Annotated in this window: 11 protein-coding genes; 6 read left to right on the forward strand and 5 right to left on the reverse strand. The window is 66.0% G+C overall.

From position 1 onward, the window contains the following. The 5 genes from DIE03_RS32260 to DIE03_RS32280 all read left to right on the forward strand — a co-directional run. Positions 1–642 (forward strand): OmpA family protein (locus DIE03_RS32260; protein ID WP_148092909.1); only part of this gene is annotated, 642 nt, incomplete at its 5' end. A 382-nt stretch (positions 643–1024) separates the two neighbouring features. Further along, positions 1025–2170, forward strand: a complete 1146-nt coding sequence (locus DIE03_RS32265) for a DUF2827 domain-containing protein (RefSeq protein WP_124456222.1) — start codon at positions 1025–1027, stop codon at positions 2168–2170. Positions 2171–2184: 14 nt separating this feature from the next. Continuing rightward, on the forward strand, positions 2185–3339 hold the full coding sequence (locus DIE03_RS32270) for a DUF2827 domain-containing protein (RefSeq protein WP_124456223.1): 1155 nt from the start codon (positions 2185–2187) through the stop codon (positions 3337–3339). Between the two features lie 25 nt (positions 3340–3364). After that, complete coding sequence (locus DIE03_RS32275) at positions 3365–3832, forward strand: DUF4019 domain-containing protein (RefSeq protein ID WP_124456224.1); 468 nt, start codon at positions 3365–3367, stop codon at positions 3830–3832. A 33-nt stretch (positions 3833–3865) separates the two neighbouring features. Next, positions 3866–5002, forward strand: coding sequence for a DUF2827 family protein (locus DIE03_RS32280; RefSeq protein ID WP_124456225.1), 1137 nt, complete (start codon positions 3866–3868; stop codon positions 5000–5002). Between the two features lie 28 nt (positions 5003–5030). Here DIE03_RS32280 and DIE03_RS32285 read toward each other — a convergent pair whose 3' ends face one another. The 3 genes from DIE03_RS32285 to DIE03_RS32295 form a co-directional block, all read right to left on the reverse strand. Further along, positions 5031–5447 (reverse strand): hypothetical protein, encoded by a 417-nt coding sequence (locus DIE03_RS32285; protein ID WP_124456226.1) that lies wholly within the window; start codon positions 5445–5447, stop codon positions 5031–5033. Positions 5448–5493: 46 nt separating this feature from the next. Beyond that, positions 5494–6297, reverse strand: a complete 804-nt coding sequence (locus tag DIE03_RS32290) for an EAL domain-containing protein (protein WP_124456227.1) — start codon at positions 6295–6297, stop codon at positions 5494–5496. A 785-nt stretch (positions 6298–7082) separates the two neighbouring features. Continuing rightward, positions 7083–8225, reverse strand: coding sequence for a DUF2827 domain-containing protein (locus DIE03_RS32295; RefSeq protein WP_124456228.1), 1143 nt, complete (start codon positions 8223–8225; stop codon positions 7083–7085). Positions 8226–8638: 413 nt separating this feature from the next. Here DIE03_RS32295 and DIE03_RS32300 point away from each other — a divergent pair, with 413 nt between their 5' ends. Further along, complete coding sequence (locus DIE03_RS32300) at positions 8639–9958, forward strand: galactosyl transferase GMA12/MNN10 domain protein (protein ID WP_124456229.1); 1320 nt, start codon at positions 8639–8641, stop codon at positions 9956–9958. Positions 9959–10039: 81 nt separating this feature from the next. On the opposite strand, the gene DIE03_RS32305 is transcribed toward DIE03_RS32300, so the two are convergent. Both DIE03_RS32305 and DIE03_RS32310 read right to left on the reverse strand, forming a co-directional pair. Continuing rightward, positions 10040–12154, reverse strand: a complete 2115-nt coding sequence (locus DIE03_RS32305; protein WP_124456230.1) for a phosphocholine-specific phospholipase C — start codon at positions 12152–12154, stop codon at positions 10040–10042. A gap of 42 nt (positions 12155–12196) precedes the next feature. Next, entirely contained in the window at positions 12197–12400 is a 204-nt protein-coding gene (locus DIE03_RS32310) for a hypothetical protein (RefSeq protein WP_034190574.1), read from the reverse strand. Positions 12401–12512: the final 112 nt, after the last annotated feature.

Genomic DNA, 12512 nt, shown 5'->3' on the forward strand with positions numbered 1-12512 from the left:
CTCGCGCTTTCCGCAACGGCCCTCGCCGCGTGCTCGACCGCCTCCGGCCCGACCTTCAGCGCCTCCGAACTGCAGCCGCGCGACGGCGTGCGCACGTTCCAGGTGGACTGCCACGGCCTGCTGTCGGGCCCGCAGACCTGCATGAAGGCCGCCCGAAAGATCTGCGGCGACGAGCCCGTGCGCGCCGTCGATTCGGCCCGCGCGCTGCGCGACAAATCCGATCCGGCCACGCTGGTCTTCCAGTGCGGCGCGGCGCCGGCCGAAGCGGCCTCGGCCGCCGCACCGGCAACCGCCGCCGTCGAACAGGTGAACCTGTCGGGCGACGCGCTGTTCGCCACCGATCACGCGACGCTCGCGCCGACCGCGCGCGAATCGCTCGACCGGCTGCTGAACGAGCGCAAGGACCACGCGTACTCGCAGGTGTCGGTTACCGGCTTCACCGACTCGGTGGGCAGCGACGACTACAACCTCGCGCTGTCGAAGCGCCGCGCCGAATCGGTCGCCGCCTATCTGAAGGCACACGGCCTGAAGACCGACTCGATGACGGTGTCGGGCCGCGGCAAGGCCGATCCGGTCGCATCGAACGCGACGCCCGAAGGCCGCGCGAGCAACCGCCGCGTCGAAATCCGGCTGCAGCACTGAGCAGCCGGCCGCCGCACCTGCGGCGGCCGATCCGGCAGGCCGCCAGCGGCGCGCCGGACAACGCGGGCGCCGCAACGCCGGCGCCCCGCTCCCGTGGGGCCGGCGGGGATGTCAAAGTTCGTCACGTCCTGCCAAAACCGGCGATTTCCATGCCACAATCGCCGCAGACAGTCGCCGGGGCAGCCTGCCCGAATCGCGCGCGCGCCAGGCGCGCCCGACGACACGCCGGAATCCGGCTGCCGCCCTCGCGAACCTCGTCGTCCGATTCGCGTACCGCGACGCACCGGCGCGAATCCAACCATGACAACCCACGGCGCGCCGCTTCCGGGCCAGACGCTCGACGCGATGCCCGGACGCACGACGCCGCAGAGGAAACCAACCGGTGACGGACATCAATGAAGCCGCCGCGGGCGGCACCCGCAAGCAACGGCCGGCTGTCGGCATCTCGCTGTTTGCGCGCGACGGCCAGGCGATCTGGGAAAACGGCATTCACCAGAACATCGCGTTCCTCGCGATGATGCTCAAGCGCTCGGATCGCGTCGGCCCCGTCTATTTCCTGAACGGCGGCGATGCGAACGCGCTGCCGGCCGGCCTCGAACTCGACGGCCTCGACATCCCGCTCGTGAAACCCGCCGACGTCACGCACGAACTCGACGTCGTGATCGAAATGGGCGCGCAGCTGCCGGTCGAATGGCTCCGGCACATGAAGGCACTCGGCAAGAAGATCGCCGCGTTCTTCTGCGGGCACGTCTATGCGGGCCTGTGCGAAACGCCGATCTTCGGGAAACCGTCGGGGCACGTGTTCAACGGCGCGCCGTTCGACGAAGTATGGCTGCTGCCGCAATACGACAAGACCGCCGCGCCGATGCTGCAGACCATCCTGCGTGCGCCCGTCCATCTGATGCCGCACATCTGGTCGCCGTACTTCCTCGAGCGCCGCGTCGCCGTGATCGCCGGCGAAGGTGCGACGTTCGGCTATCAGCCCGGCGCCCGCCCGTGGCGCCTCGCGATGCTCGAACCGAACATCTCGGTCGCCAAGTCCTGCCACTACCCGATGCTCGCGTGCGACGAGTTCTACCGCGCGCGGCCGGACGCGGTGCAGCACATGTTCGTCGTCAACGCGATGCACATGAAGGAGCATCCGACCTTCGTGCACTTCGCGAACAGCCTCGATCTCGTCCGCCAGCACAAGGCGACCTTCGAACCGCGCCTCGACCTGCCGGGCTTCATGGCGCGCCACGCGGATGCGGTCGTGTCGCACCACTGGGAAAACGGGCAGAACTATCTGTATTACGACGTGCTGTACGGCGGCTATCCGCTGATCCACAACTCGACGCTGATCGGCGACGCCGGCTATTACTACCCGGATTTCGACGCCGCCGCGGGCGGCCGCGCGCTGCTCGACGCGTGGCTGCATCACGACGAACGCCTCGACGACTACCGCACGAAAGCCGGCCGGCTGCTGCAATCGGTCTCGATCGACAATCCCGCGAACCTCGACGCGTTTGTCTCGCGTCTGGTCGCCTGAACCGGAGCATACGCATGTCGGACTCCAATGCCCGTCAAGCGCCCGGCGAGGGCAAGCGTCTCGTCGTCGGCGTGTCGCTGTTCGTGCGCGGCGCCGGCCAGTCGCTGTGGGAAAACGGCATCTTCCAGAACTGCCTGCTGCTGATCCTGCTGCTGCGCCAGTCGCCGCTCGTCGCGGAAGCCGTGATGGTGAACGGCGGCGAGCAGGTTGCCGACCCGCAGATGATGCTCGGCGAGTGGGACGTGCCGCTGCTGTCGATGGACGAAGCGCTCGAGCGCTGCGACGTGCTGATCGAGATGAGCGCGCAGTTCGGCGCGGACTACCTGCGCGCGTTCCGCGACCGCGGCGGCAAGGTCGTCACGATGCGGGTCGGCAACGACTACGTGATCGACATCGAACGCGCGATGTTCGACAAGCCGTCGGGCTTCCTGTTCTCGGGCGCGCCGTACGACGCTGTGTGGACGATTCCCGAGTTCGAGCGCTCGTGCCTGCACTATTACCAGACCGGCCTGCGCGCGCCCGTCACGATCGTCCCGCACATCTGGCATCCGATGCTGTTCGACAAGGCGCGCGCGACGCTCGGCGCCGGCCTGACGTTCGGCTATCAGCCCGGCAAGCCGCGCTGGCGCGTGACGATGTTCGAACCGAATATCTGCATGGTGAAGACAAGCGTCATCCCGATGCTGGTCACGGAAGAGGCGTACCGCGCCAATCCGAGGTTCCTCGAGTTCGTGCGCGTGTGCAACACGATCCACCTGAAGGAACATGCGACGTTCGTCCACTTCGCGAAGAGCCTCGACATCGTGAACCACGGCGTCACGACGTTCGAAAGCCGCTATGCGGTGTACGAGTTCATGGCTGCGTACGGCGATGCGGTGGTATCGCACACGTGGGAAAACGCGCAGAACTACCTGTACTACGAGCTGCTGTACGGCGACTATCCGCTGATCCACAACTCGCCGTTCCTCGGCAAGGCCGGGTATTTCTATCCGGACTTCGACTGCCAGGCCGGCGGCCGCGCGCTGCTGCAGGCGTTCGACGAGCACGACGCGAATCTCGACGCCTATCGCGAGCAGTCGAAGCACGTGCTCGATTCGGTCAGCATCTACAACCCCGAGAATGTCGCGGCCTACACGGACGCGATCGCTTCCCTCTATCGCGACGCGTGACGCGCCGCCCTTTACGGACTCCGACATGACCGCACGCCCGCTCCTCACCCGCGCCAAATGGCTGATCGGCTGCGCCGCCGCTTCGATCGCGATCGGTGCGCACGCGCAAGCCGCCGGCGAATCGGCCGACACGCTGCTCCGCGACTCGGATGCCGTGTTCAAGCAGCTCGACGCCGGCCAGTACGGCGCGGTGTGGACCGACGCCGCCGCGTTCGTGAAGGCGCGCATCAAGCAGGACCAGTTCGCGGCCGACATGCAGCATGCACGCCAGTCGGTCGGCACGGTCAGCCATCGCGGCTGGGCGCAAGTCACGCGCATCCGCTACGAACGTACGCCGGGGATGCCCGACGGGCTCTACGCGAACGTCGATTACGCGACGACGCTGACGAGCGGCTCCACGGTGTTCGAGAAGCTGAGCTTCCGCCTCGAGGACGACGGCCGCTGGCACCTGACGGGCTACGTGCCGCGCCAGTCGCAAAACTTCGCGCAATAAGCCGCGCGCCGCCCGCCCCACGGAGCCGATCCGATGAAACTCAATGTCGCGATTACGATGAACGTGCAGCGCGACGCGACGCAGTCGATCTGGTACAACGGCGCGAACCAGCACTGCGTGTACCTGTACATGCTGCTGAAGCAGTCGCCGCTGATCGGCGAGGTCTGGCTTGCACACGACAACGGCATCACCGAGTATCCGCAGGCGCTGATGATGGACGCGTTCGGCGACGCGCTGCGGCCGCTGTCGGCCGTCGTCCACCAGACCGACCTGCTGATCGAGATGAATGCGTTCGTCGATCCGTCGCACACGGACGTCGTGCGCCAGCGCGGCGGCAAGTGCGTGTCGTATCGCTTCGGCAACGACTACGTGATCGCGGTCGAGACGATCAACTTCGAGAAGAACGACTGGCGGCCGAACCCGCACCGCGTGCAGTTCGACGAGATCTGGACCAACCCGCAGCACATGCACACGTGCGCGGCCTATTTCCAGGCCGTGTATCGCGCGCCGGTGATCGAACTGCCGCACATCTGGTCACCGTATTTCATCGAGCGCAGCCTCGACGCCGACCCTGAACTGAAGGCGCGCTTCGGCTACCGCAACCACGGCCCGGCCAAGCGCATCGCGTTCTTCGAGCCGAACCTGAACGTCGTGAAAAGCGCGATCGTGCCGATGCTCGCCGCGAACGCGTGCTACGTCGAACACCCGGAGCTCGTCGAGCACGTGTACATGACCAACACGTTCGACAAGAAGGAAAACGTCGCCTTCAAGCATCTCGCGCTCGGGCTCGAGATGGTGCGCGACGGCAAGGCGACCGCCGACGTGCGCGCGCCGTTCGTCGCATGGGCCGCGCATCACACCGACATCGTCGTGTCGCACCACTGGGAAAACGGCCTCAACTACCTGCTGTACGACGCGCTGTACGGCAACTACCCGCTCGTGCACAACTCGCCGTTCCTGCGTGACGTCGGCTACTACTACCCGGACTTCGAGATCTTCGATGCGGCACGCGCGATCGCGACCGCCGCGCAGACGCACGACGCGCGGCTCGACGACTACGCGGCCGCGGCCCGCCGCTGCCTGCACCAGGTCGACACGCTCGCCGAGCACAACGTCCGCGCATACTCCGAGCAGATCCAGACGCTGTTCGCCGGCCGCGCGCTCGGCTGACCGCCCCTTCGGACGCGCGCCGGCTGCGCTACACCAGCACGCGATCGCCGCTTTGCGCGGCGAACACGCGGCCATGCCGCCGTCCCATGCGGGCGAGCACGCCAAAACGACGTAGCGCCTGCCCGCTTACGCTGCCGGCTTGCCTGGCGAGGCTGTCGGACACGCCGCGCGCGATCGCCGAATCGTCGCCGCACGCGCCGGCGATGACGCCCGCGTAATAGTGTCGCGCGGCCAGCTCGCGGTCGTTGGCATCGAGCGGTTTCATCCGCTGGATACCGCGTGCGACGGCTTTCAGGCCGTCGAGATACGGTGCGACGTCGATCGGCACATCGGTCGACTCGGCGCCCAGTTGCCGCAGCATGTCGGCCAACTCGGCGAGCGCGACGAGGTCGCGCGCATCGGTTGCCTGCGTGCCCGTTCCGACTCCGGCCTTCGTCCCCGCCATGCCACACCCCTTTGCGATTCGTCCCGCCGTGCCCGTTTTCACGCCGTCACGCGGCGGCCGGCGACCGCCATGAAAAGCGGATGCCCTGCGCCCATGCAACGCCGGCATCCATGATGATCTGCCGGTCCATCTCGCTCTCCACGCCTTCGACGACGACGTGCCGCGCGCCTTCGTGCGCGAACGCGATCAGCCTGCGGAACTGGTAGCGCCCGATCGCGTTGCGCTTGATCATCGACAGGATCGACCGGTCGAGCTTCACGATGTCGGGATTGCCGACCACCAGATTGTTCAATGCGCTGAAGCCGACGCCGAAATCGTCGATCGCGATCCGGCAACCGGCCTGCTGGAAGCGGTTCACGAACGACCGGCCCGCGACAGGGTTCAGCGGCCCCGTCTCCGTGATCTCGACCACCAGCCGCGCCGCCACCGACGGCTCGCGCTCGAGCCGCCTGAAGATCGCCAGCCACGCGTCGTCGACGACCGCGCTCGCAGCCGCGACGTTGCACCCGTAAATCGCGGCCGGATCGGCGCGCAGCGCGTCGATCGTCCGGCCGACCACGAGCCGGTCGAACCAGCGCATCAGCCCGAGCGCCTCGAGGCGCGGCAGGAAGGCAAGCGGCGGCAGCGCATCGCGCTCGCCCCACCGCAACCGCGCCAGGCGCTCCTGGTACAGCACGCCGCCCGACAGGTCGGCCCGGCACACCGGTTCATGCGCGAACCCGAGCCGGCTTTCCACGAAACTGCGTACCGATGCGAGATCGGCATGATCGTCGGGAGCGCCGAACACGAGATCGATCTCGTCACGATTCACTTCCCGATTCGCCTCCAGGCGAGCTTCGACCGCATTCATCCGGTGCTCCGGCAAATGGCGAGCCGCCGATCGCGGCTCGACCTCAACAAACATGCGGAGCAAACCGACCCTGACGCGCTCCGCCGCCTACCCGGCCCATCCTGTTATGTCGATTTTTTCCGGGAGCGTACTGTTCGCTTCGGCGCGCCGTCAAATTCGATATTTTCAACGATATTCGGTTACTGCAAATACACCATGCGCGGACCGTGCCGACAGTGCGACAGGTCACACAACACAAAGTACGGAACCACGAATCCTGATCGTTTATTTTCACCACCGAGACCGCTTTATGCGAATCGATTTCTTTCGCGATACACGGTACTACAAATGGGAAAATCGTTAATTAATCAGACGAATGCACGCCCATGAAGCACCGCCCGCCTTGGGTGCGCAGGCTCGCGGCAAAGGCCCACGACTCGGGCCGCCAGCCACTGAAAATCGGCCGCCGCACATCATTCGATCGCCGCAGCATTCAATTTTCGCGTTTCAAACGATATTAACTAATCTAAAAACGGAATCGGTTGAGATGAATCAATCATATCAAGTTTCATTTATATGATGATTATTAATTGAAACATCTTTAACAATCTTAAAGACTTGTTAACCTATAAAATTATTTCCGACGGACTTCCCTCGGAGCCGTCAATTTCGTGCCTTCAAAACCGTCGAACCGATCGGGTTCGGCGGTTTCTTTTTTTAACGGCATTATTTCGTCAGACATGAGGGCGGGACAATCCCGATGGCGGCCGGCGGCGCAATGATCATGCGCCGCGGAAAATCGGGCCTTACGCGACCGGCGCGCCGATCAGGTTCGCGAGCAGCCCGTCGTATTCGGCGACGAGCGCCTGATTCGCCGACGTATAGCGGCCGAGGATCTCGCGCTGGCGCCGCGTGTACGCTTCCCAGTCGTCGTCGTGCGTATGCAGCGCACGCAGCAGCGCGTCGGCGCCCTGCTGCACGTCGTTGTCCGGGTAGTAGTAGCCGAGATCGGGGGCGAGGCTCGCGTTGTGCACGAGCGGATAGCCTTGCCAGCACACGTCGAAATAGAAGTAGTTCAGCGGGTTCGACCATTGGTGTGACACGACGATGTCGGTCAGGTCGGCCAGGAACAGCGGCGTGTCGAAGCGCCCGACGAAGCTCGCCTTGCCCGCGCGCACGATGTCGAGATAATTCATCAGCATCACGAACTCGGGGCTGTCGTGCGCGAGGCGATCGGCGTTCGTTACGTGCGCGAAGCAGATCGCGTCGGGGTCGCGCCGATACGCTTCGTCGATGATCAGCATCGGATACACGCAGAACTTCACGACGTTGTGGTTCGGCTCCATCACCGTCAGCCGCTTGCCGGGCTCGCTGCGTGGCCGATATTCGCCGTGCTCGGGCAACGTCTGCGCGCGTGCGCTCAGGAACATCGGATCCCACACGAACGGCACGACGCGCCCCGGGCAGCGGCGCAGCGACTGCAGGAACGGCAGCGACGACGGCGCGATCTGCGGAATCGCCCACACCTCGTCGTAGCCGCGATTGATGAACAGCGAATCCCACAGCCGGCGGCCGAACAGCATCGACTCCATCGCGTTGATGTACTCGACACCGCAGCAGTAGCTGACGAGCTTCGCGCCGCGCGCTTTCAGGTAGGCCGTCTGCTCGCCGTTGATCTGCCCGCCCAGCTCGATCACGACGTCGAGCGCATCCTTCATGTCGGCGAACGCACGCGTGTCGTACACGTTGCGATCCCACGGCAGCGCATCGGTAAGCGGCACGTCGGTGGTGTTGACCAGCGTCACGCGGTAGCCGTGCGGCGACGCCATCAGCAGCTTCGCGAGAAACAGCGCGTTCTGCTTGATGCCGTTGATCCACAGGCTTTCGTCGGGGGCACGCAACCCGATCGTGATACCGATGCGCAGGCCGTTCAGGACAGGAGACGTCATCGTCGGCAGGATGGAAGGTTGAGCGGGAGTGGCATGGCGCAGTGTAGCGCGCGAAGCGCCGGCCGCGTCAAGCGGCGGCGACCAACCCGGCATTCTAGCGGAGCGCCGGCGGCACACTGTCAGGCAGTGTCAGCGGCCGGCCGGCACCTGCGAATCCGCGAAACGGTTATGCGATACTCCGGCGACTGGCCGCGCCATCGGGCGCGCAGTCGAACGGGCGAGCAACGCCCCACAGCAACGCCATCGGGAAACAGGGCTGACAGAATGGAACGCGACGCCGCGCAAATCTTCCGTGCCGTCCGCCACGGACAGGCGCGGCACGCACCGGGCTCCATGCCCGGCGGCAGGTCCGTACGCAAGCACGCCGCGCGAATCGCGCGACGTGCGCCGCTTCCCTGCCCGCGGAGCGCGCGATGATCGTCCTCAGCCACTTCAGCCAGCCTGCCCCCGCCAGCCTCGAGAATCACCGCTGGTACGCGCAGGTGCACGGCTATCGTCACGAGATCGTCGACGCGTCCGCGATGCCGCAGGCGCTGCCGTTGCGGCCGCTGTATCGCTACGAATCGCTGCTCCATGTGCTGCGCAACGCGCAGCCCGACGAACTCGTGCTGCTGCTCGGCGAAGATGCGGCGATCATCGAGCCGGTTGCACTCGAACGCCTGATGGCCGGGCGCGACCGGCTGCTGGTCGACGCGTTGGCGCCGCCGCTGCCGCAGGTCGACGTGCAGATCTGGCGCAACACGCCGGACGTGCGCGCGATCGTGATGCAGCTCGTGCAGCGCTGCAAGCTCGGCAGCGAGCCGAGGCTGACGTCGGAAGCCGCGCTGTTCGCCGGGCTCGACACGCATCGCTACATGACATTGATCGACGGACTGTACGCCGTCATGCCGTGCAGCCCGGACCTCGATCCGATGTGGGGCCGCGCACCGACGTTCGCGATCAGCATCGACGACACGCCTCGGGACCCCGAACGCAAAGGCACGACGCCGCGTTTTCGCGACACGCTCGTCGCGTACGTCAATCGATGCCGCGCCGCCGGCCGGCCGATGTTCTCGTTCGATCACGACGCCGCCGCACCGGACGAAGCCGCCGAACGCAGCACGTACAACCCCGGCCGCCCGATTGCGCTGATGATGCTGTACACGCCCAACATCGGCAGCTACGCACGCGTCGCCGAGCGCAATTTCCGGCGCTACGCCGATGCGCACGGCTACACGCTCTACGTGCATCGCGACATTCCCGCCGAGATCGGGCTGAACGCGACGGGCAACTGGTTCAAGCCGTGGCTGCTCCATGCGTACCTCCAGCATCACGAATGGGTCGTGTGGCTCGATGCCGACGTGCTGATCGCGGACCAGCAGCAACCGCTGGAGCCGCTGTTCGAAGGGCGCGACTGGCTGCTCGCGCAGGATATCGGCCAGTGGTCGTTCAACTCCGGCGTGATGGCGTTCCGCCGCACCGAACGCAACGACGCGATGCTGCAGGACCTGATGACGACGATCGCCGCGCTGCACGACCGGTCGAGCGTCTATGCGAGCGACGGCGACCAGCTGCATTTCATTCGCGCGATGGAGCGCGACGGGCAGCTGCAAGGCGAAGGCGTGGCCGATCTCGTCAGCTTCAACACGCCCTGGCTGTTCCGCCGCGCGGACAGCTACATCGTGCACTACTACGGAATGTGGTCCGCGATGCGCGCGCTGATGATGGCGCACGACGACGGGCTGCTGCGCTGACACCGCCGCTTCGGCATCGATACCGAATAAAAACGCGCCGGCCGGCGTCACCCGGCCGGCGCGTCGTCGTACCGGTTGCCGTCAGACCGGCGTGATCGTCGGCGCCACGGCCGCCGGATCGGTGATGCTGGCCTTGCCGGTTTCGACGTGCCCGGCGATGCGGCGCGTCCAGCCCGCATTGCCGGCCACCGCGAACTGCAGGTCATACCACTGGCTGCTGCACGACAGGTCCCAGTGCGCTTCGACGCGTTGCCCCGCCGGGATCGTCAGCGTGCGCGCCGCGCCGCCGTACGCGACATCGGTCGCCGTGACCGTGAGCGGGCCGGTGCCCGCATTGGCGATCGTCACGTAGACATCGCCGTTCGCCACGTCGTAGCACGGCGTGATTTCAGGCTTCGCGGCGGCATCCGCGGCGGCCGAACCCGCGAAGCGCCGGAAATAGCCGTTCGGCCCCCACACGCTCACCAGGTAGTTGCCGTTCGCGTCGAGTGCCCACGTGTCGGTCAGCTGCTTGCCGGCCTCGACCGTGTAACGGCGCGGCATCGCAGCCGGATCGCCCGTATAGACCCAGAAGTGCGCGCCCTGCGTGCCCGAATTCGCAAACGTCACCGCATAGCCTTGCGCCTGGAGCTGGCCCGTCACGTGCAGTTCGTACGGCAGCGCGCGAGCCGGCCGCGTGCCGGCTTCCTGTGCCGTCACGACCTGCTGCGCGGTGCTGGCCGGTGCGGTCTGCGACGACGCGCGCGAGCATTGCAGGTCGGCCTGTGCGACATAGGCCTGCGTGCTCGGCAGCGACGGCAGCGTGACATCCGATTTCGAGAAGTCGAGCGCCGACGTCAGGTCGCCGCAGATCGCACGGCGCCACGGCGAGATGTTGGTTTCCATCACGCCGAAGCGCTTCTCGATGAATTGCAGCACCGACGTGTGATCGAAGACCTGCGAGCACACGAAGCCGCCCTTCGACCACGGCGACACGACGAACATCGGCACGCGCGGGCCGAGGCCGTACGGCAGGTTGTCGGCCGTATAGGTGCCGGCCTGCGTCGCGGTCACGACGTTGTGCCGCTCGAGCGATACGTCCACGGTGCTCATGCCCGAGCCCGGCAGCGTCGGCGCCGACGGCGGCACGACGTGATCGAAGAAGCCGTCGTTCTCGTCGTACATGATCAGCAGGACGGTCTTGCTCCACACCTCCGGATTCGACGTCAGCGCATCGAGGATCGTCGACAGGTAGTACGCGCCGTACAGCGGCGTGAACTTCGGATGCTCCGAATACGCGGCGGGCGGCAGCAGCCACGACACCTGCGGCAGCGCATTCGCCTGCACGTCGGCCTTCAGCTGCGTGATCGGGCGCGTGCTCATCCCGCGCGTCTGCAGCGACGAGCCGGCCGGCGCATTCACGAAGTTGTTGAAGCACGCGAGCATGTTCGTGCCGTAGTTGCCGGTGAAGTTGTCGAACCCGGTGCCCTGCTGGTAGATCTGCCACGAGATGCCGGCCTTTTCGAGCCGTTCCGGGTAGGTCGTCCAGTTGAAGGGCGGCAACTTGATCTTGTCGAACTGGTTGTCGATGTAGTCGGTGTTGTCGAGCAGCGGGCCGCCGCCCGTGCCGAGCGGATCGACCATGCCCGTCATCAGGTACATGCGGTTCGGATGCGTGTTGCCCGGAATTGAGCAGAAGTAGTTGTCGCATACCGTGAACGCATCCGCGAGCGCGTAGTGGAACGGGATGTCGTCGCGAACGTGATAGCCCATCGTCATGTTCGACTTCTGCACGGCCCACTGGTCCGCGCGGCCGTTGTCGATCGCGCCGTGCGTCGTCGCCCACGTATGCGGCAGGCCGCCGATGCATTGCGCGTTGACGCCCGGGTTGGTCGTGTCGTAGCGGAACGGCGCGATCACGCTCGACTGGTCCTCCTGCCGCGGCTGGAACCACACCGGCCTGCCGTTCGGCAGCGTGACCGGGAACCGGTCGTTGTAGCCGCGCACGCCGCTCAGGTGGCCGAGGTAGTGGTCGAACGAGCGGTTCTCCTGCATGAACACGACGATGTGCTGCACATCCTGGATCGTGCCCGTCACGGAATTCGGCTCGATCGCCAGCGCCTTGCGGATCGATTCCGGCAGCAGTGCGGTGGCGGCGGTCGCGCCGGCGAGGCCGGCGGAGAACTTCAGAAAGTCGCGTCGCGAATGGGTGGCCATGCTGGTTGCTCTTGATTGGATTTCTGGTGGAAACGGCCGGTATCAGGAAGCGGGCGAGGATGCCGGTGCAGTGAAACCCGGCGGGCAGTGCATCTGCGCGGTGGCGACGACGGCGCCGCCGCACGCGGCCTTCTGCTGCGCGACGGGCGCGGCGGGTGCAGTCAGGTCGTCGTTGCAGGCGCCGAGGAGTGCTGTCAGCGCGATCAGGCCAACGACCGCGAAAGGCCGCAGGGCCGACTTTCGCATAACGATTCTCCGTGGGGGTGATGACGTGACACAGGCGCGGGTGCGCACCGGTCATATCGACGGCGAGATGCTAAGTTCGACTTGTTACACGATGGTGTCGCGGGACAGCGTA

Source organism: Burkholderia sp. Bp8992 (assembly GCF_003853705.1).
Lineage (GTDB): Bacteria > Pseudomonadota > Gammaproteobacteria > Burkholderiales > Burkholderiaceae > Burkholderia.

What these genes read in the sequence shown, in the direction of transcription:
- DIE03_RS32270 (WP_124456223.1), top strand. Translation starts at nt 2,185, where the DNA reads ATGTCGGACTCCAATGCCCGTCAAGCGCCCGGCGAGGGCAAGCGTCTC.
- DIE03_RS32275 (WP_124456224.1), top strand. Translation starts at nt 3,365, where the DNA reads ATGACCGCACGCCCGCTCCTCACCCGCGCCAAATGGCTGATCGGCTGC.
- DIE03_RS32280 (WP_124456225.1), top strand. Translation starts at nt 3,866, where the DNA reads ATGAAACTCAATGTCGCGATTACGATGAACGTGCAGCGCGACGCGACG.
- DIE03_RS32285 (WP_124456226.1), bottom strand. Translation starts at nt 5,447, where the DNA reads ATGGCGGGGACGAAGGCCGGAGTCGGAACGGGCACGCAGGCAACCGAT.
- DIE03_RS32290 (WP_124456227.1), bottom strand. Translation starts at nt 6,297, where the DNA reads ATGAATGCGGTCGAAGCTCGCCTGGAGGCGAATCGGGAAGTGAATCGT.
- DIE03_RS32295 (WP_124456228.1), bottom strand. Translation starts at nt 8,225, where the DNA reads ATGACGTCTCCTGTCCTGAACGGCCTGCGCATCGGTATCACGATCGGG.
- DIE03_RS32300 (WP_124456229.1), top strand. Translation starts at nt 8,639, where the DNA reads ATGATCGTCCTCAGCCACTTCAGCCAGCCTGCCCCCGCCAGCCTCGAG.
- DIE03_RS32305 (WP_124456230.1), bottom strand. Translation starts at nt 12,154, where the DNA reads ATGGCCACCCATTCGCGACGCGACTTTCTGAAGTTCTCCGCCGGCCTC.
- DIE03_RS32310 (WP_034190574.1), bottom strand. Translation starts at nt 12,400, where the DNA reads ATGCGAAAGTCGGCCCTGCGGCCTTTCGCGGTCGTTGGCCTGATCGCG.